The 19827-nt window shown below is 70.4% G+C and carries 16 protein-coding genes; 13 read left to right on the plus strand and 3 right to left on the minus strand.

The window, feature by feature from the left end:
* Positions 1–103: 103 nt before the first annotated feature.
* The 10 genes from AC1DMN_RS05550 (at position 104) to AC1DMN_RS05595 (ending at position 14145) form a co-directional block, all read left to right on the plus strand.
* A complete protein-coding gene (locus AC1DMN_RS05550; RefSeq protein ID WP_477383954.1) occupies positions 104–3049 on the plus strand; it encodes a Na+/H+ antiporter subunit A in 2946 nt (981 codons plus the stop codon).
* Positions 3049–3648, plus strand: coding sequence for a Na(+)/H(+) antiporter subunit C (locus tag AC1DMN_RS05555; protein ID WP_441976556.1), 600 nt, complete (start codon positions 3049–3051; stop codon positions 3646–3648). The genes AC1DMN_RS05550 and AC1DMN_RS05555 overlap by 1 nt, the downstream gene beginning before the upstream one ends.
* On the plus strand, positions 3645–5207 hold the full coding sequence (locus AC1DMN_RS05560; protein WP_477383956.1) for a Na+/H+ antiporter subunit D: 1563 nt from the start codon (positions 3645–3647) through the stop codon (positions 5205–5207). The genes AC1DMN_RS05555 and AC1DMN_RS05560 overlap by 4 nt, the downstream gene beginning before the upstream one ends.
* Positions 5204–5881, plus strand: a complete 678-nt coding sequence (locus tag AC1DMN_RS05565) for a Na+/H+ antiporter subunit E (protein WP_477383958.1) — start codon at positions 5204–5206, stop codon at positions 5879–5881. The genes AC1DMN_RS05560 and AC1DMN_RS05565 overlap by 4 nt, the downstream gene beginning before the upstream one ends.
* Positions 5878–6147, plus strand: coding sequence for an MrpF/PhaF family protein (locus tag AC1DMN_RS05570; protein ID WP_045271280.1), 270 nt, complete (start codon positions 5878–5880; stop codon positions 6145–6147). Before AC1DMN_RS05565 ends, AC1DMN_RS05570 begins: the two co-directional genes overlap by 4 nt.
* Positions 6148–6205: 58 nt before the next feature.
* On the plus strand, positions 6206–6595 hold the full coding sequence (mnhG, locus tag AC1DMN_RS05575) for a monovalent cation/H(+) antiporter subunit G (RefSeq protein WP_440732778.1): 390 nt from the start codon (positions 6206–6208) through the stop codon (positions 6593–6595).
* 647 nt (positions 6596–7242) lie between these two features.
* Complete coding sequence (locus tag AC1DMN_RS05580) at positions 7243–7896, plus strand: endonuclease domain-containing protein (RefSeq protein WP_477230353.1); 654 nt, start codon at positions 7243–7245, stop codon at positions 7894–7896.
* 198 nt (positions 7897–8094) lie between these two features.
* Positions 8095–12180, plus strand: coding sequence for a Pls/PosA family non-ribosomal peptide synthetase (locus AC1DMN_RS05585; RefSeq protein ID WP_477383960.1), 4086 nt, complete (start codon positions 8095–8097; stop codon positions 12178–12180).
* 34 nt (positions 12181–12214) lie between these two features.
* Complete coding sequence (locus tag AC1DMN_RS05590) at positions 12215–13591, plus strand: M1 family metallopeptidase (protein WP_477229957.1); 1377 nt, start codon at positions 12215–12217, stop codon at positions 13589–13591.
* On the plus strand, positions 13588–14145 hold the full coding sequence (locus tag AC1DMN_RS05595) for an RDD family protein (protein WP_477229956.1): 558 nt from the start codon (positions 13588–13590) through the stop codon (positions 14143–14145). Before AC1DMN_RS05590 ends, AC1DMN_RS05595 begins: the two co-directional genes overlap by 4 nt.
* Positions 14146–14185: 40 nt before the next feature.
* Here the strand turns inward: AC1DMN_RS05595 and AC1DMN_RS05600 are convergent, their stop codons facing one another.
* Together AC1DMN_RS05600 and AC1DMN_RS05605 are read right to left on the minus strand one after the other, a co-directional pair.
* Positions 14186–15601, minus strand: coding sequence for an MFS transporter (locus tag AC1DMN_RS05600; RefSeq protein WP_477229955.1), 1416 nt, complete (start codon positions 15599–15601; stop codon positions 14186–14188).
* Entirely contained in the window at positions 15601–16053 is a 453-nt protein-coding gene (locus tag AC1DMN_RS05605; protein ID WP_477383962.1) for a MarR family winged helix-turn-helix transcriptional regulator, read from the minus strand. Before AC1DMN_RS05605 ends, AC1DMN_RS05600 begins: the two co-directional genes overlap by 1 nt.
* A 55-nt stretch (positions 16054–16108) precedes the next feature.
* Here AC1DMN_RS05605 and AC1DMN_RS05610 point away from each other — a divergent pair, with 55 nt between their 5' ends.
* On the plus strand, positions 16109–16693 hold the full coding sequence (locus AC1DMN_RS05610; RefSeq protein ID WP_441976562.1) for a cysteine hydrolase family protein: 585 nt from the start codon (positions 16109–16111) through the stop codon (positions 16691–16693).
* On the opposite strand, the gene AC1DMN_RS05615 is transcribed toward AC1DMN_RS05610, so the two are convergent.
* Positions 16638–17192, minus strand: a complete 555-nt coding sequence (locus AC1DMN_RS05615; protein ID WP_477229954.1) for a 4'-phosphopantetheinyl transferase family protein — start codon at positions 17190–17192, stop codon at positions 16638–16640. The genes AC1DMN_RS05610 and AC1DMN_RS05615 overlap by 56 nt on opposite strands.
* Before the next feature lie 182 nt (positions 17193–17374).
* Here AC1DMN_RS05615 and AC1DMN_RS05620 point away from each other — a divergent pair, with 182 nt between their 5' ends.
* On the plus strand, positions 17375–18385 hold the full coding sequence (locus AC1DMN_RS05620) for a LacI family DNA-binding transcriptional regulator (protein ID WP_477229953.1): 1011 nt from the start codon (positions 17375–17377) through the stop codon (positions 18383–18385).
* 114 nt (positions 18386–18499) lie between these two features.
* On the plus strand, positions 18500–19810 hold the full coding sequence (locus tag AC1DMN_RS05625) for an ABC transporter substrate-binding protein (RefSeq protein WP_477229952.1): 1311 nt from the start codon (positions 18500–18502) through the stop codon (positions 19808–19810).
* Positions 19811–19827 lie beyond the last annotated feature (17 nt).

Consider the following 19827-nt stretch of genomic DNA (forward strand, 5'->3'; position numbering starts at 1 on the left):
TTCCGGATCCGGCACGTAAACTGGCTCCGAACCCGCCCGCCTGTGTCGACCTGCACGCTCACCTGCTGAGTCCGCAGAGACCGACGAGCCAGAGGAGACCGCCATGCTGACGCTCCTCGCCGTGTTCGCCGTCGCCTCGCTGCTGCTGCCGCTTCTGGTCTCATGGATCGGCGCCCGTGCCTTCGCTGTCGCGGCGCTCGTGCCGGCGGCCGCGTTCGTGCACCTGATCGCGCTGACGCCCCAGGTGCTCGCCGGATCCGATGACTCCGCGCTGATCCCGCGGGAGTCGATCGACTGGATCCCGCAGCTGGGACTGTCCCTCTCCTTCCGGCTCGACGAGCTGAGCTGGCTGCTCGCCCTCATCGTCACCGGCGTCGGGGCGCTCGTGCTGCTGTACTGCCGCTGGTACTTCCGCGGCTCGAAGGAGGGCATCGGCCAGTTCGCGGCGGTGCTGCTCGCCTTCGCCGGCGCGATGTACGGCCTGGTGACCACCGACGACCTCGTGCTGCTGGTGATGTTCTGGGAGCTGACGAGCATCCTCTCCTACCTGCTGATCGGGCACTATCACCGCCGCGGTGCGAGCCGACGTGCCGCGCTGCAGGCGCTGCTGGTGACGACGCTGGGCGGGCTCGCGATGTTCATCGGGGTGGTGTTCCTGGCCGTGGAGGCCGGAACCTCGAGCATGTCGCGGATCCTGGAGATCGCGCCCACCGGCCCGGTGGTCGACGCGGCGATCGTGCTGCTGCTCGTCGGCGCGCTCAGCAAGTCCGCGATCTTCCCGTTCCACTTCTGGCTGCCGGGCGCCATGGCAGCTCCCACCCCGGTGAGCGCCTACCTGCACGCCGCAGCCATGGTGAAGGCGGGCATCTACCTCATCGCGCGGTTCGCGCCCGTGTTCGCGCTGTCCGGCCCCTGGCGGCCGATCACGATCACCCTGGGCGTGTTCACGATGCTGCTGGGCGGCGTGCAGGCGCTGCGGGAGACCGACCTCAAGCGCATCCTCGCGTTCGGCACCGTGAGTCAGCTCGGCTTCTTCACCGTGGTGCTCGGCTATGGGACGCCGGACGCGATGCTGGCCGGGCTCGCGCTCGTGATCAGCCACGCCCTGTTCAAATCTGCCCTGTTCCTCATCGTCGGGGTCATCGACCGCCAGCTGTCCACGCGTGACGTGACCGAGATCAGCGGGGTCGGCCGGCAGGCGCCGCTGCTCGCGATCACCGGCTTCCTCGCCGTCGGCTCCATGATGGGGATCCCCCCGACGATCGGATTCGCCGCGAAGGAGTCGACCCTGGCCGCCTTCTTCGACGAGGCGCAGCGCGGATCCCCGTGGGGGATCGTGGCGCTCGTGGGCGTGATCCTCGGATCCATTCTCACTGCGGCATACGGGGCGCGCTTCCTCTGGGGGGCGTTCTGGCGGAAGAAGGACGCCACGGGCGCCTATATGCCCGATACGGAATGGCCGACCCCGCCCTTCGGGTTCCTGGTGTCGCCGGTGCWGCTCGCGTTCGGCACGTTCGTGCTGGGCCCGCTGGCCTCGGCGGTCACCGTGGTGCTCTACGGCTACGCGGACGACGCGAAGGCACCCGGCTACGACGGTTCGCCCCTGGACCCCGGGTACTTGGCGCTCTGGCACGGTCTGGCGCCGGCCCTGTTCCTCTCGCTCGGCGCGGTGCTGCTGGGTCTCGCGCTGTTCCCGCTCACGCGGCGCCTCGGCTGGGACCGCCGACCGCGCCTTCTGCCGTTCACCGCGCAGGACGCGTACTACTTCGTGATGCGGAGCGTGGACCGGCTCTCCCTGGTCACCACGTCGCTCACGCAGCGCGGTTCGCTGCCGGTCTACGTCGGCACGATCTTCGTGGTGGTGATCGCCGCCGAGACCACCGCGCTCATCGCGGGCGGCCCGGCGAATGCGCAGCTGAGCGCGTGGCACACGCCGGTGCAGCTCGTGGTGGCGCCCATCATGATCTTCGCGGGCCTGCTCGCGATCAGGGCGCAGAAGCGCTACACCGGCGTCGTGCTGGTCTCCGTCACGGGCCTCGGCATGGTCGTGCTGTTCGGCACGAGCGGCGCGCCCGATCTGGCGCTCACGCAGATCCTCGTCGAGACGGTGACGCTGGTCACCTTCGCGCTGGTGCTGCGGCGGCTGCCGGCCCGGATGGGGGAGCACAACGCCTCGGTCGGCCGGGTGCCGCGCGCGATCCTCGGCATCGCAGCGGGCGTGATGATGGCGCTCGTGGCGATCGTCGCCACCGGATCCCGGGTCGCCGAACCCATCTCCGAGGCGTTCCCGAAGCTCGCCTACGAGCTCGGGCACGGCAAGAACGTGGTGAACGTGGCCCTGGTCGACCTGCGCGGCTGGGACACGATGGGGGAGCTGTCGGTGCTTGTGCTCGCGGCCACCGGCGTCGCCTCGCTCGTGTTCGTCACCCACCGCGCCGACCGGCTCTCCGCCACGAAGGCGCTGCCCGAGGGCCCGCGGCGGGCCCGGCGCGGCCCGCTCGTGGAGACGACCGAGGGCGTGCGCGTGCAGACGGCCGGTGACACGGCGCCGCGCGCGTGGCTCGTCGGCGGCGGCAACGTCAAGCCGGAGAACCGTTCGATCCTGCTCGAGGTGATCGTGCGGATCCTCTTCCACACCATCATCGTGGTCTCGATCTACCTGCTCTTCGCCGGCCACAACGCCCCGGGCGGCGGCTTCGCGGGCGGTCTTGTCGCGGGCATGGCCCTGGTCATGCGCTACATCGCGGGCGGCCGCTGGGAGCTGGGCGCCGCGGCGCCCACCGACGCGGGGCGTCTGCTCGGCGCGGGGCTCATCCTCGCGGTGGGCGCGGCCGTGGTGCCGCTGTTCTTCGGGCTCGCACCGCTCACCAGCGCGGTGTGGGAGGCGGAGATCCCCGTCATCGGCCACATCGAGTTCGTCAGCTCCACGTTCTTCGACATCGGCGTCTACCTCGTCGTGATCGGTCTGGTACTCGATGTGCTGCGCAGCCTCGGGGCCGAGGTCGACCGGCAGACGCTCGAGATGCGCGCGCGGGGGGTGGACATCTGATGGACGTCTCCCTGGTGCTCATCATCGTGATGGCGGTGCTGTTCGGCTGCGGCGTGTACGCGATGCTCGAACGCAGCCTCACCCGCGTGCTGATCGGGTTCCTGCTGCTCGGCAATGCGGTGAACCTGCTGCTGCTGATCGTGATGGGCCGGCCGGGACGCGCGCCGTTCTACGGCATCGCGGACGATATGAGCGACCCGCTGCCGCAGGCGCTCACCCTCACCGCGATCGTGATCACATTCGCGGTCTCCGCCTTCCTGCTCGCGCTCATCTACCGCTCGTGGCAGCTGGGCAAGGCCGACACGGTCGAGGACGACGAGGCCGACCTCGCCCTGCGCGAGCGCACCGAGATCGAGGAAGACCTCATGGACGACGAGGTCGATCTCGAGGACGAGGACGCCACGACCGACTTCGTGGGCGTCGTGACGTCGCCGATCCGTGTGCTGCACGCGAAGGATCTGGACGGGCTCGTCGATGACGCACCGGTGGACCGGCCGGATCCGCACCCGTTCTCCCGGGCGGATCGCTCGGCCCCTGAGGCGGAGACGAGCACACCCGAGACAGACGACGACCGCAAACCGGGGGAGGAGCCGCGATGAACGCCCTCGTCCCGCTGCTCGTCGCCCTGCCGCTGCTGGGCGCCGCGATCACGCTCGTGTTCGGCCGCAACACCCGCGTGCAGGTCATCGTCACCGTCGTCACGCTCGCCGCGGTCTCGGTGATCGCCGCGACCCTRCTCGTCGTGGTGGACCAGACSAAGCCGATCGCSGTGATGGTGGGMGGCTGGCCCGCSCCGTTCGGCATCGTGYTSTACGTCGACCGGCTCGCGGCGCTGCTCGTGCTCGTGTCGAGCATCGTGCTGGTCGCGGTGCTGCTCTTCTCAGTGGGCCAGGGTGCCGCGGATGGGGCCGAGGAGACCCCGATCTCGATCTTCAACCCGTCCTACCTGATCCTCGCGGCGGGCATCTTCAACGCCTTCATCGCGGGCGACCTGTTCAACCTCTACGTCGGATTCGAGATCCTGCTGGTCGCSTCCTACGTGCTSATCACSCTGGGCAGCACCGAGTCCCGGATCCGCACAGGCGCGGTCTACATCGTCGTGTCGCTGGTCTCCTCCGTGCTGTTCCTCGTCGCGATCGCGCTCATCTACGCGGCGCTCGGCACCGTGAACATGGCGCAGATCGCGGAGCGGATCGGGGAGATCCCGCCGAGCACGCAGCTCGTGCTGCACCTCATGCTCGTGGTSGCMTTCGGCATCAAGGCGGCCGTGTTCCCGATGTCGTTCTGGCTGCCGGACTCGTATCCGACCGCGCCCGCGCCGGTCACGGCGGTGTTCGCCGGACTGCTGACCAAGGTCGGCGTGTACGCGCTGATCCGCACCGAGACGCAGCTGTTCAACGTGTCGAGCATCAACACGCTGCTCATGATCGTGGCGCTCGCGACGATGCTGATCGGAATACTCGGCGCCGTCGCACAGGCGGAGCTGAAGAGGATCCTGTCGTTCACGCTGGTCAGCCACGTCGGCTACATGGTGTTCGGCCTGGCGATCGCGACGCCGGCTGCCATCGGCGCCACGGTGTACTACATCGTGCACCACATCATCGTGCAGACCACGCTGTTCCTCGCGGTGGGACTCGTCGAGCGACGCGCGGGCAGCACCTCGATCCTCAAGGTGCGCGGACTCATGAAGGCGGCGCCGCTCATTGCCGTGCTGTACTTCGTGCCGGCGATCAACCTCGGCGGCCTGCCGCCGTTCTCGGGGTTCATCGGCAAGTTCGCGCTGTTCCAGGCGGCGGCGCAGGTCGCGACGCCGTTGATCTGGGTGCTCATCGTGGGCGGCGTGCTCACCTCGCTGCTCACGCTCTACGCCCTCATGCGCGCGTGGAACCTCGCGTTCTGGCGCAGCAAGGATGAGACGCCGGAGGAGATGGAGAACGAGCGCATCGCCCATCTCGGCAGCGCACCGGCCGCCGACGAGCAGCAGGAGCGGCGCCGGATCCCCACGATCATGACCTTCGCGACAGGCGGCATGGTCGCGGTCACCCTCGCGCTGACCGTGTTCGCGGGCCCGATCTACGGACTCTGCGAGCGGATCGGCGCAAACCTGCTGCAGCCTGTGCACCTCGACATGCTCGATGGGGACGAGGTTTCCTCATGAACCCGGGGACGAAGCGGGGACTTTGGCGCGAGATCGGCGTGCAGCTGCCGTTCCTGCTCTGGCTGATCGTGCTGTGGATGCTGCTGTGGGGCCAGTTCACGGTGCTGTCGGCCGTGACCGGCATCGCGGTGGCGCTGTTCGTGACGCGCGTGTTCCGGCTGCCCACGATCGAGCTCTCCGGGCGGATCAACCTGTGGTGGGCGGCATTGCTGGTGGTGCAGTTCCTCGCCGCGGTCGTGCACGGCTCGCTCAGCGTCGYCGCGCAGGTGCTGAACCCGAGGCGCGCGCCGCGGTCCGCGATCATCGCGGTGCCGCTGCGCTACGCCGACGACCTCGTGATGACCCACGTGGCGGTGACGTCGTCGCTCATCCCGGGGTCGCTCGTGGTCGAGGCCGACCGCGACACCCGCACCCTGTATCTGCACGTGATCGGCGTGCGCTCGCTCGAGGACGTGGAGCACCAGCGCGCGGGCGTGCTGCGCTGGGAGCGCCGCATCGTGCGCGCCCTCGGCACTCCGGCGCAGGCCGCGCGGTTGCGCGCCGACGAGCGTGCCGAGGGGGAGCGTCTCGCCGGGGCGATCGCCGGGAGCTCCCCGACGCCGCGCCGGCCGAAGGGATCCGGTCCGTCCCCGGGATCCGGCTCGTCCCAGGGATCCGAGGAGGGTCGCCGATGAATCCGCTGCTGCTCGTCATCATGATCGTGTTCGCGGTCGCCGCCGTGCTCGCCGTGATCCGCATCGTGATCGGACCGTCGATCCTCGACCGCGCCGTCGCCGCGGACGTGCTGCTCACCGAGGTGATGTGCGTGCTCGGTGCCGACATGGCGATCAACCACCACACCCGCACGCTGCCGGTGCTGATCGTCGTCGCCGCGGTCGGCGTGTTCGGCTCCATCTCGGTCGCCCGCTATGTCGCGCGGAGGGACAACACGCCATCATGAACGCCGTCACCATGAACCAGGCCTTCGCGCACCGGACCCGCAGCAACGGGGGAGCGCGATGAACGTGTTCGAACTGCGGATCCCCGATGTCGTCGTGGACACGGCGGTGTGGATCCTCGTCCTGATCGGGGCGCTCCTGTGCCTGACCGCCGCGATCGGGCTGCTGCGCCTGCGGGACGTGCCGAGCCGGCTGCACGCGGCCACCAAGCCGCAGGTGCTCGGTCTGCTGCTGATCTGCCTGGCGATCGCGCTCTCGCAGCGCTCCGTGATCGGGGTCGTGCTGGGGCTGCTGCTGGTGGCGCCGGTCGTGCTGATGCAGTTCGCGACCGCGCCCCTGTCGGCGCACATGGTCGGCCGCCAGGCCTACCGCAACGGCACGATCGACGAGCGCTCCCTCGTGGTCGACGAGCTCGCCGATTCGAAGCGCACCCCGCCCGGCGCGGGCTGAGGTCCCGGGCACCGGGCCGCGGAGCGCCGCCGAGGGCGGCTGAGGCCCAGCGCGGGGCGCCCGCCCGCGGGCCGCCTACCCGCGGGCTGCGTACCCGCGGGCTGCGGAGGGCAGTCGCTCCTACGCAGAAGCGGATTCAGGCTGAATTCGGCGGGCATCGGCCCGACGGACGGCGACGGGGGTGGGACGACCGGCTCCGAGTCTGGGTCACGACGCCGGCTGGTTCCGTATTCAGGATGAACCCGGTCTTTCACCGGACAAGACGCCGCGAATCCACTGATCCCGCAGATCGCTCCTGAATAGGGGATGGAGTGCCGGCGTCGCAGCACGTGAGCCTTCGTCCTGCACAGGCTGCGGCGCTGGCGCGTTCTACACGGGTTCCGGATTCATGCCCCGCCGCGCTTCGAAACACCGAGAGAGTCGCGACCATGCATCACGACAATCCTCGCTCGCCGGCGCCCCTCCCGAGGAGAGCGGTCTTCCTCACCGCAGAACTGCGTGCCGCGGGACTCACCTCCCGGACGATTCGCGCGGCGGTCGATGGAGGGAGCCTGATCAGAGTCCGTCGCGGGCGCTACGCCCGAGGCGATGCTCCGCCTGCGATCATTGCGGCGGCCAGAACGGGGGGTCGTCTGGACTGCGTGTCGATGCTGCGACTTCTCGGCGTGTTCGTACTCGACGAGTCTCGGCCGCACGTCCGAGTCAACGCCCACGCCGGTCGATTCGACAAGCGAGGTCTCGTGATCCACTGGCGAGTGCCGGAGGATGACATCTCTGGGCAAGACATGGTCAGCATCCGGGATGCAGCCGCGCAGGCTGTGCTGTGCCAGGAGGCCCGTGCGGCCGTCGCCACTCTGGACAGCCTGCTCCATCTGAAGCTGCTGTCGGAGGACGATTTGGATGCGATGTTCCGCGCACTTCCCGCGCGGACTCAGGTGCTGCGCCGTCTGGTCGACGGCAGGGCAGAGTCGGGCGGCGAGACGCTGCTACGCCTGATTCTGCGCACCCTTCCGGTGGATGTGCGGACGCAGGTCACGATCACGCGGGTCGGTCGTGTCGATTTCCTCGTCGACGGCTGGCTCATCATCGAGTGCGATGGCCGCGAGTTCCATCAGGGCTGGGACAAGCAACAGGAAGACAGACGCCGTGATGTCGAGGCGGCGGCCCAGGGCTATGTGACGGTCCGATTCATCGCGGCTGACGTCTTCGGCGACTCCTCCTCGGTTCGCACCCAGATCGCGCGGGTTCTCGACGCGCTGACTCCGCGATTCCGTCGCGCTCGTGTTCGCAATTCAGGATGAACGCCGGTTCTTGGCGAAATGTGGTGGAGTTTCCGCGGATCTGGCAATTCTGACCTGAATTGCGAACGCGAATCCCATGACCCCGCAGCCAGCCTCGCGGCAGCACAGCCCACCGGGATCCGCTTCACCTGCTGTTTCCCCGCCCGCGGTACCCTGGGCGCGCACGCGCCCTGTGTGCAGCCGCTCGAACGGAAACCGATGCAAGACATCCTCGACCGTGCCGCGCTCGCGGCGCTGCCGCGCACGCTGATCGACATCCTCGTCGACACCGCCCGCCGATACCCGGACGCCTCCGCGATCGAGGATGTGGACGGTGCGCTCAGCTACGCCGAGCTGCTCGCCCAGGTCTGGCGGACGGCGGCCCGGCTGCACGAGCACGGCGTGATGCGCGGCGACAGGGTCGGCATCAGGATGCCCTCGGGCGGACGCGAACTGTACCTCGCGATCCTCGGCACCATGGCGGCCGGCGCGGCGTACGTGCCGGTCGACGCGGACGATCCGCAGGAGCGGGCCGATCTCGTGTTCGGCGAGGCGAAGGTGCGCGGCGTGATCGGGGCGGGCGGGGTGTTCGCGCCGACGGCGGATCCGTCTGGCGCTGCCGAACAGCGGGTTTCCGCGGATCTGCACGGCGGTTCGACGCAGACAGGCGGATCCCGACCGGGCGGTGCATCCGGATCCGGCCTGTTCGCCGGTGAGGATCCGCACCCGAACTCGGTCGCGATCACGACCGTGCCGCACCCGATGCCGTTGGACGATGCCTGGATCATCTTCACCTCGGGCTCGACCGGCGTGCCCAAGGGCGTCGCCGTGAGCCACCGCTCCGCCGTCGCCTTCGTCGACGCCGAGGCGAACCTGTTCCTGCAGGATGCGCCGCTCGGCCCGGGTGACCGCGTTCTCGCGGGGCTTTCCGTCGCCTTCGACGCCTCGTGCGAGGAGATGTGGCTGGCCTGGCGCTATGGGGCCTGCCTGGTGCCGGCGCCGCGGGCACTGGTGCGCTCCGGCGAGGACCTCGGACCMTGGCTGCTCGGGCACGGSATCACCGCGGTGTCGACCGTGCCGACGCTCGCGGCGCTCTGGCCCCAGGATGCGATCGAGAACCTGCGCCTGCTGATCTTCGGCGGCGAGGCGCTGCCGCCCGAACTCGCCGCGCGGCTGGTCGGAGAGGACCGCGAGGTCTGGAACACCTACGGACCCACCGAGGCCACGGTCGTCGCCTGCGCGGCCGAGATGGACGGCGAGGCGCTGCGCGCCGGGGAGCCGGTGCGGATCGGYCTGCCYCTGGACGGCTGGGAGCTCGCGGTCGTCGACGSCGAGGGCRACCGSGTCGCCGAGGGCGAGGTSGGCGAGCTCGTGATCGGCGGCGTCGGRCTSGCKCGGTACCTGGATCCGGCCAAGGACGCGGAGAAGTACGCGCCGATGCCGTCTCTGGGCTGGGAGCGCGCCTACCGCTCCGGGGACCTCGTGCGGTACGAAGAGGCGGGCCTGGTGTTCCAGGGCCGCGCCGATGACCAGGTCAAGATCGGCGGCCGGCGCATCGAGCTCGGCGAGGTCGAGGCCGCGCTGCAGAACCTCACCGCGGTGACGGCGGCGACCGTCGTCGTGCAGCGCAGCGAGGGCGGCATCCCCCTGCTCGTCGGCTATGTGGTGCCGACGGAGGGCTTCGACCGGCAGACCGCGCGCGCCGAACTCGCCGAGACGCTCCCGGCGCCGCTCATCCCACTGCTCGCCATCATGGACGACCTGCCGGTGCGCACCTCGGGCAAGGTCGACAAGGCGGCACTGCCGTGGCCGCTGACAGATCCGGACGCCGACGACTCCACGCTCACCGGCACCGCGGCCTGGCTGGCGGAGCAGTGGTTCGCCGTGCTCGGCACCCGGCCGCTCGACGAGGACGCCGACTTCTTCCAGCTCGGCGGCGGATCCCTCGCGGCCGCGCAGCTGGTGAGCCGCATCAGGGCCCGCGCGCCCGAGTTCACGATGGCCGACGTCTACGACCTGCCGCGACTGCGGCGCATGGCCGACGCCGTCGAGGCCGAGGCGGGCGACGAGGACGAGGAGCCGGGAGAGTTCCACGAGTCCCGGCCCACGCCGCGTCGCATGCAGTGGATCCAGTCGATCCTGGGCGTGCCGCTGTTCGTGCTCGGCGGCATCCGGTGGGTGCTGTGGCTGCTGACCGGCAGCGCGATCCTGCATCTGGTGCCCGGGTTCGACTGGCTGCCGACGGCGCCGCTGTGGCTGCTGATCGTCGGACTCGTGGTGTTCGCGTCGCCGTTCGGCCGCATGGCGATCGCCGCGGTCGCCGCGAGGATGCTGCTCGCCGGCGTGCGGGCCGGCGACTATCCGCGCGGCGGCGGGGTGCACCTGCGGCTCTGGCTGGCGGAGCAGGTCAGCCACCAGATCGACCCGGTCGGCTTCGCGGGGGCTCCGTGGGTGAGCTACTACGCCCGGGCGCTCGGAGCGAAGATCGGCCCCGACGTCGACCTGCACACGCTGCCGCCCGTGACCGGCATGCTCGACATCGGCCGGGGTGCCGCGATCGAGCCCGAGGTCGATCTCTCCGGCTACTGGATCGACGGCGACACCGTGCGCATCGGCGGAATACGGATCGGCGCGGGCGCGGTCGTGGGCGCGCGCAGCACGCTCGCTCCCGGCACGCGCATCGGCCGCGCCGCCGAGGTCGCTCCCGGATCCGCCGTCTTCGGCCGTGTGCGCGCCGGGCAGCGCTGGGCCGGCTCGCCCGCCGTGCGCATCGGCGGCAAATCCGCCCCGCTCGCGCCCGAGCGCCCGCCCGCTCCGCGGCGCTGGCTGTGGGCATATGCCGCATCGAGCATGGGCCTCGGCCTGCTGCCCGTGCTGGCGTTCGCGCTCGGTGCGCTCGTGCTCGTGCAGGGTGGCCGCGGTGCGTCCTCGCTCGCGGCCGCGCTCCCGGGACTGGCGATCTGGCTCGTGCCCTCGGTGCTGGTGACGGGGGTCGTGTTCGCGGGGCTCGTCGTGGCGGCGACCCGGCTGCTGTCGATCGGGCTGCGGGAGGGGATCCACCCGGTCCGCGGCCGGATCGCGTGGCAGGCGTGGACCACCGAGCGCCTGCTCGACTCCGCCCGCACGCTGCTGTTCCCCGTGTACGCGAGCCTGATCACGCCGATGTGGCTGCGCCTGTTGGGTGCGAAGGTCGGATCCGAGGTGGAGATCTCCACGGTGCTGCTGATCCCCTCGATGACGACGATCGACGACGGCGCCTTCCTCGCCGACGACACCATGGTCGCGTCCTACGAGCTCGGCGGCGGGTGGATGCGCCTGGCTGCGGCGCGCATCGGCAAGCGCGCGTTCCTCGGCAACTCCGGCATGGCGGGCGCCGGCCACAAGGTGCCCAAGGACGGTCTCGTCGCCGTCCTCTCGGCCGCGCCGGACAAGGCCAAGGCGGGATCCTCGTGGCTCGGATCGCCACCGGTGCGCCTGCGCCGGGTGGTGAACGAGTCGGATCTGGAGCGCACCTACCGCCCCCGCGCGGCGCTGCGGGTCGCCCGCGGCCTCTGGGAGCTGTGCCGCATCGTCCCGGTCATCCTCACCTGCGCGCTGGGCCTTGCGGTGCTGCTGACACTCGCCGCGCTGGCCCTGAGCATCGGCCTGGTGTGGACCGTGGTGCTCTCGGGCCTCGTCCTGCTGGCCGCGGGCGCGGTCGCCGCCGGATTCGCGACGGCGGCGAAGTGGGCGTTCGTCGGGCCGATCCGCCCGGGGGAGCACCCGCTGTGGTCGAGCTTCGTGTGGCGCACCGAGGTCGCCGACACGTTCACCGAGATGATGGCCGCGCCATGGTTCGCCAACGCGGCGGCGGGCACGCCCGCGCTCGCCGTGTGGCTGCGCTCGCTGGGCGCGACGATCGGCAAGGGCGTCTGGACGGACAGCTACTGGCTGCCCGAGCCCGACCTCGTGACGCTCGGCGACGGCGCCACGGTCAACCGCGGTTGCGTGGTGCAGACGCATCTCTTCCACGACCGGGTGATGAGCATCGACACGGTCACGCTCGAGGCGGGGGCGACCCTCGGCCCGCACAGCGTGATCCTGCCCGCTGCGACCATCGGATCCGACGCCACGGTGGGCCCCGCATCCCTCGTGATGCGCGGGGAGAGCGTGCCGGTGGGCAGCCGCTGGAGCGGCAATCCCATCGGGCCGTGGCGCGCGGTCAAGGTGCGCAGCTATCAGGATCCGGCGGCTTCGACCCCCGCATCGGACCAGCAGTCTCAGGTCCTCGAGATGCCCGACGGGCCTGAGGGCCCCGCCGCGTGAGCGCGCACGCCCCGCGATCTGTGAGCATGGAACAGTGAGCCCCGACGACTACACCCCGCATTCCGGCGACCGCCGCTATCGCGTCGAGCACTACGACCTGAGCGTCGACTACCGGCTCGGCACGAACCGGCTGGACGGTGTCGCCGTCGTGCGCGGGCGGGTCGTCGAGGCGACCAAGGCCGTCTCCCTGGACCTCGTGGGGCTGCGTGCGACCAAGGTGCGCGGCGACGTCGGCGGGCGCATCGGCTTCACGCAGACCGACCGCAAGCTCAAGGTCGCCTTCGGCCGCGAGCTCGCCGCGGGGGATCCGTTCGAGCTCACGATCTCGTACGGCGGCGCCCCGCGCCCGCGGCGCACGCGCTGGGGCACGCTCGGCTGGGAGGAGCTGGAGGACGGCGCGCTCGTCGCCTCGCAGCCCATCGGCGCGCCGTCGTGGTTCCCCTGCAACGATCACCCCGGCGACAAGGCGACGTACCGGATCTCGATCACCACGGACCCCGGATACGCGGTCGCCGCCGCGGAGCCGGTGTCGACGACGACCAAGGGCGGCCGCGCGACGTGGGTCTTCGAGCGCTCCACGCCGACGCCCAGTTACCTCGCGACCGTCCAGATCGGGAAATATGTCTCTCGAGGCATGGATCTCGCCGGTGTTGTGGGGCAGGTGCTGCATCCGGCGGGACTCGCCGCGCGGGTGGACGCGGACCTGGCGCCGCTGCCGCAGATGATGGCCGTGTTCGCCGAGGCGTTCGGGCCCTATCCGCTGCCGTCCTACCGGCTCGTCGTGACGGCCGACGACCTGGAGATCCCCCTCGAAGCGCAGGGCATGGGGGTGTTCGGTGCGAACCACATCGACGGCCGGGGGAGCCTCGAACGCCTCATCGCGCACGAGCTCGCGCATCAGTGGTTCGGCAACAGCGTGGGCGTCGCGCGCTGGCGGGACATCTGGCTGAACGAGGGCTTCGCCTGCTACGCCGAGTGGATCTGGTCCGAGCGCAGCGGCGGTCACAGCGCGCACGCGAAGGCGCTCGGGCACTGGGCCGCCCTCGCCGCCGAGCCGCAGGATCTCGTGTTGTCCGACCCGGGCCCGGAGCTCATGTTCGACGATCGGGTCTACAAGCGCGGGGCCCTGGCGCTGCACGCCTTGCGGATGACGGTCGGAGACGATGCGTTCTTCCGGATCCTGCGTTCGTGGACCGAGCGCAACGCGGGCGCGACGGCGACGACCGAGGACTTCCGCCTGCTGGCCGCGTCCGTCGCCGGACGCCGGCTTGAGGCGTTCTTCGACGCGTGGCTCGACCAGCCGGCGCTGCCGCCGCTGCCGGAGGCGGCCCCCGGCACCGGCGGAGTGGAGCCCGCCCCCGTGACCCAGGCCCTGAACGTCGTCCCGCGCGCCGTGGCGCAGCGTCGGTGACCGAGGAGACGCGGCAGCCCGGTGCGGTCGCGCGCGCCGACCGCAGAGCAGCTCTCGCGGAGGTCAGCACGCAGCTGGCTCCCACGCTCGGCCCCGAGGCGGCGAGGCGCGTCCGAGCCTTCGAGAACGGCGCGCTCTACGTCGACTCGACCATGTCGGGGGCCCTCCTGGCCTGGTTGATCGATGCCGTCCTGCTGTACGCCGTCGCGGTCACCGTGGCGATCCTCTACGGCACAGGATCCTTCGACCCCGATCGGGCGGTCGGAGCGGTCGTCATCGGGATCTCCCTGATCGTCGTGCTGCCCTTCGTCTACGCCTGGGCCTTTCGCAACGGCCGCGCCCTGGGCGGGGTGCTCACCGGCACGCAGGTGGTGCGGATGAAAGACGGAACCCCGATCGGGTTCGCGAAGGCCGGGTGGGCGATGCTGATCCGCACGGTGTTCCTGCCCTTCCTGTTCTGGGCCGCCATCGATGGCGTCGGCCAGGTCAGGGTGAGCATCGATCGGACCGCGACGGCGCGGCTCCACGACAGCGGAATCACCCGTCTGCCCTGAGGCTCGTCTTTCGTGCCCGACCCTCGGGCTCGCGGCCGGCTCAGGAATCGGATCCGGTCGCTCGCCCGATTCTGAGCAGCGACCGATCGAACACCGTGACGAGCAGGAACACCACGGCGATCCCGACCACGACCCAGCCCAGGACGTGCAGGCCGGCCGTCGTCGCCCGCGCACCGTAGACGTTGCCGTAGATCACGGCCGACACGATCGCGCCGAGGTAGAAGAACGTGCGCAGCAGACCGGCCGAGGAGGCGATGCGTGCGGGCTCGGCCTGGTAGTACAGCGAGTTCTGGATCGCGAGATTGTTGAGACCCTGCGGGATGCCGAGCACCAGCATCGCCAGGACGAGGAACCAGATCGGCGAAGAGCCCGTCATGAACAGCACGAGGATCCCGGCGACGAGCTGCGCGGCGGATCCGACCATGAGCTTGCCGACGACCTCGGGCCGGCGTCCGAATGCGAGTGCGACCGCGATGCCCGCCGCGAACACCGGGAGCAGCACCAGCCCCGCGACGGTCGGGCTGAGGCCGCGGCCGTCTTCGAGCCACTGGGTGAAGCCGTAGACGAACGTGTACGAGATGGTCGCGGTCAGCAGCGATCGCACGTAGCTGAGCAGCAGCGGCCTGTTGCCGGAGAGCACGCGCACGTCGACGAAGGGATCCGGGACTCGGCGCTCCCACCACACGAAGACGGTTCCGGCCGCGAGTGCCACGACGAGCAGCCAGATCAGGGCCGGCGCGATGTTCTGCAGGAAGACGAGCAGGGCGAGCATCGTGACGGCGAAGAGGACGATCCCGATGCCGTCGATCCGTGGTCGGTCCTGCACGGCGGGCTCGAGCCCCGTCCGCCGGGGGAGGAAGAGCGCGCCCAGCAGCAGTGTGGCGAGTCCGAGCGGCACGTTGACGGCGAACGTGGCGCGCCAGCCCCAGGCGCCGACGAGCACGCCGCCGAGCGCGGGCGCGACCACGGCGATGGTCTGGGTCGTGACACTGAGCAGCGTGAGGATCCCGGCCGGCGAGGCGAGGCCGGTGCGCTCGCCCTCGGCCCTGATCATGTGCATCGCCGCCGGGTAGCCCGCGCAGGTGCCGAGGCCGAGGATGACGCGTGCCGCCACGAGCCACCAGATGCTGTCGCGGTTCTCCGGCGCGAGCATGCCGATCGTGCCGGCGGCGGTCACGAGCACCGCGCCGAGCAGGAAGAGGGAGCGCACGCCGAAGATGTCGACGAGGCGACCGGCCAGGGGCTGCCCGATCGCGGTGGCGAGGTAGAGGCTCGACACGAGCCACACGGTCTCGCGAGCCGGAGCGCCCAGCGCGAGGCCGATCGGGGTGAGCGCCACCGCGATGATCGCGGTGTTGATCGGGTTGAGGATCGCTCCCACCATCATCGGCGCGAGCAGTCGCCGATCGAACCGTCCCTCGGGAGCAGGACCCCCGATAGGTGCGGGGAAGCGCATCAGGGCAGCATCCGCTCGAGCACGGCCATGGCGGTGGAGACCGCGCGGAGGTCGGCGGGGTCGAGGTCGGTGAGGGCGTGCTCCAGCCAGGCGGCCGCGGCATCCTTCTGGCCCTCGATCCGCGCCCAGCCTGCGTCCGTGAGATCGATGATCTGCCGCCTTCCGTCGCTCGGGTCCTGGCTGCGGGTCACGAACCCCGCACTCTCCAGGGTCTCGACCGTCGCCGCCATCGAMTGGGGCCGCACCCGTTCGGCGGCGGCCAGCGCGCTGACGGTCGAGACACCGCCCTTGCCCAGCCGAGCGAGCGCCGAGGCCTGCGACGGGGTCAGCGAGTCGTCGGCGCCCGCCTCGCGGAAGCGCCGCAACAGGCGGGCCACCACGGTTCGCAGATCGAGGGCGGTCTGCGCGGGACTCGGGATGGGGATGACGGTCTCGGACCCAGGCTCGGACATATCAACAGCCTAAACTGAACAGGTAAAACTGTCTATCTTGTGCAAGGATGCCGTCATGACCACCGCACTCCTGCTCATGGACTTCCAGAACGGCATCGCCGGGCGCTACGCCGCGGGCGGTTCCGACGTGATCGAGAACGCTGGGCGCGCGCTCGCCGCGGCTCGGACCGCCGGGATCCCCGCCGTGTTCGTCCGTGTCGCTCTCCGCGAAGGATTCCCCGAGGCCGTCGCCCGGAACAAGTCCTTCGGCGCGATCAAGGACTCGACGACGTCTTCGCATCTGATCGAATCTGCGGAGGCCACGCAGATCGTCGCCGAGCTCGCGCCACTGCCGGAAGAGCCCGTGGTCGTCAAGCGCCGGATCGGCGCCTTCGCTTCCGACCTCGATGTGGTGCTGCGTGGGCTCGGCGCCGACGAACTGGTGCTCGCCGGCGTCTCCACGAGCGGGGCCGTGCTGAGCACGCTGCGCGACGCCGCGGATCGCGACTTCGGGGTCACCGTGCTCGCCGACGCCTGCGCGGATCAGGACCCGGAGGTGCACCGCGTGCTGCTCGAGAAGGTGTTCCCGCGCCAAGCCGACGTGGTCACGGTCGACGAGTGGGCCTCGGGCCTGGATCCGGATGCCGCAGCGCGAGCGTGACGATCAGGCCGGGGGCGGTGGCGACAGGCAGGATCCGGAATTCGCCGCCGTCCGGGACGGTCGCGCGGCCGTCCGGGGAGAGACGCACCTGATCGGGCGAGAGCAGCAGCCCGCGCCCATCGGCTTTGAGCGCCGCCTCGATCGCGGTCCAGCCGCGAAGATCCGGCGGACTCGTCAGGGGGAACAGTGCGGCGAGGTCGGGCGCGGCGCGCTCCTGCTCGGCGTCGATGCCGAGGGCGGCGACGTCTCGATCCGAACCGACGGCGACGACCACCCACGGACCCGCGTAGGCGACGCTCGCCAGCACCGGCGCGTGCGGCAGCATCGGTCGCCCGTGCGGCCCACCGCAGCCCGGGCAGCGCTGCTCGATCCGCAGGTCTGCCCCCGGGACGAGTTCGGCGGTCAGCTCCCGGATGAGCGCGCGCCCGGCCGCACGCCGGTCGTCAAGGGCGGAGCGCGTCCATGCGATCCGCACCCGCTCCACCGTCGCCCGCTGCACGTCACCAGCGTAGGGTGCAGCGCGCCCTGAGCCGGCGGGCATGGACGCCTCGGGGCACACCCGCTCGATAAGTTGAAGAAAACAACTTAAGGCTTGCGCGAGAGCGGCGGGCTCGCTATCGTCGGCTGTCGAAGCGCTTCACCAGCGCAATCCGTACCGACCGAAGAAGACCGGAGACGACGATGGCGAAGATCCACGAGGTGGCCGAGGCCGCCGGTGTGTCGATCAGCACCGTCTCGTATGCGCTGAGCGGCAAGCGGTCGATCTCACCGGCCACGCGGGACCGAGTGGAGCGTGCGGCCGCCCGGCTCGGCTACGAGCCGAACGCCGGGGCGCGGATGCTCGCGGGGCGCCGCACTCACATCTTCGCGCTCACCGAGCCGTTCCGGGCCGACACGCACGCCCCGACCCACATGAGCTTCGTGCTCGCGACCTCGATCGCCGCGCGCCGGTACGACTACGACATCCTGCTGCTGACGGACGCAGAGGCGTCGGCAGGGATGCGCCGGGTCTCGGCCAGCGGGCTCGTGGACGGGATCATCGTCCTCGACGTCGCGCCGGAGGATGACCGGGTCGCGCTGTCGCGTGCGATCGACGTGCCGACGGTCTTCATCGGCGTGCCCGACGACGTGGAGGGCCTCGTCTGCGTCGACCTCGACTTCGAAGCGGCCGCCGCGCTCGCCGTCGACCATCTCGCCGACGCGGGCCATCGCCGTATCGGGTTCCTCGGCCACCCGGAGAGCGCGTACGCGCTCTCGAACTTCCCTCCGCGGGTGCGCCGCGGCATCGAGCAGGCGGCGCGGCATCGCGCGGTCGTCCTCTCGACGGCCTTCCCCGGGGAGGGCGATGGGCGCCGCCGCGACATCGGCGACGCCGTGCGGCGCATGATCGGCGAAGGAGTCACCGCCCTGGCGCTGCACTGCGACGACGCGGCGCACTCGGCCGTCCTGGAGGAGCTCGCCGCCGCCGGGCTCTCGGTGCCGGGGGAGATGTCGGTCGTGTCGGTCGGCTCGTCGTTCGACACCTCCTCGTTCGCGACTCCGCTGGACCGCATCCCGCTCGAGCCCGATATCTCGTGCGAGCTCGCCGTGGAACTCGCATCCCGCCTGGCCGATGGAGAGCACGTCGAACCGGGCGTGCGCCTCACCGCGCCGCGGTATCAACCGTTCGGCTCGGTGAGCGCTCCCCGCTGAGGCCCGGCCTCGCCCCTCGTTCACCCGAGCACCCGTCCACTCGATCACCCGTTCCGCACGTCCATCCCTTTTCCACCAATGTCGAAACGCTTCGACAATCTCATGGAGGTAGCAATGAAGCACACCAGGATCCTCGCGGCCGTCGTCGCGACGGCGGCCGTCGCCGCGGCTCTCACCGGCTGCAGTGGCGGCGCGAGCAGCAGCGGCGGCGACACGAATGGCGCGGGCAAGACCCTGCGCCTGTGGCACTACGAGGGCGCGGACAGCGCCATGGGCAAGGCGTGGGCCGAGGCGATCAAGGTCTTCGAGAAGGAGACCGGGGCCAAGGTCGAGTTCGAGGAGAAGAGCTTCGAGCAGATCCGCTCCACGGCGAGCCAGGTGCTCAACTCCGATCAGGCGCCCGACGTGCTCGAGTACGCCAAGGGCAACGGAACCGCGGGCCTGCTGTCCAGCCAGGGACTGCTCGCCCCCCTCGACGATGCGGTGAAGAAGTACGGCTGGGACAAGAAGCTCGCCTCCAGCCTGCAGACGACCGCGAAGTACGACGACAAGGGCATCATGGGATCCGGCAGCTGGTACGGCGTGCCGAACTACGGYGAGTACGTCGAGGTCTACTACAACAAGACGGCGTTCGAGAAGGCCGGCGTCGCCGTGCCGACCTCGCTCTCCGAGTTCGAGACCGCGATGAAGACCTTGAAGGACGCCGGCCAGACTCCCCTCTCCGAGTCGGCGGCGGAGTACCCGCTCAGCCAGCTCTGGTACCAGCTGGCCTTGACCAAGGCCGACCGGTCGTTCATCGACGACTACCAGCTCTACAAGCACAAGGTGGACTGGAACGGCGAGCCACTCACCTACGCCACCCAGACCATCGCGGACTGGACCGCGAAGGGGTACATCTCCAAGGACGCGAGCGGTGTCAAGGCCGAGGATGCGGGCGTCTCGTTCATCAACGGCCAGTCACCGATGTTCTACTCGGGCAGCTGGTGGTACGGCCGGTTCATGAGCGAGATCAAGGGCTTCGAGTGGGGGACGTTCCTGTTCCCGGGCAGCGACTTCACCCCCGGATCCGCGGGGAACATGTGGGTCGTGCCGGAGCGTGCGAAGAACAAGGACCTCGCGGAGAAGTTCATCGACATCACGATGCGGCCCGAGATCCAGGCGATCCTCGGCAACAACGGCGGCGTGCCCGTCGCCGCCGACGTGTCCGCCATCACGGATGAGAAGTCGAAGCAGCTCATCGAGAACTTCAACGCCATCACCAAGAACGACGGCATCGCGTTCTACCCCGACTGGCCCACCCCGACGTTCTACGACCAGATCAACGCCGGTCTGCAGGAGCTCGTCAACGGCACCAAGTCTCCCGCGGAGGTGCGCAAGCAGCTGGGTGAGCAGTACGCGTCCGGCGTGAAGGACATCGTCGGCTGAGGCCCTCGGGGGCTGCG

The organism is Microbacterium sp. 01T413_2, from assembly GCF_056398985.1.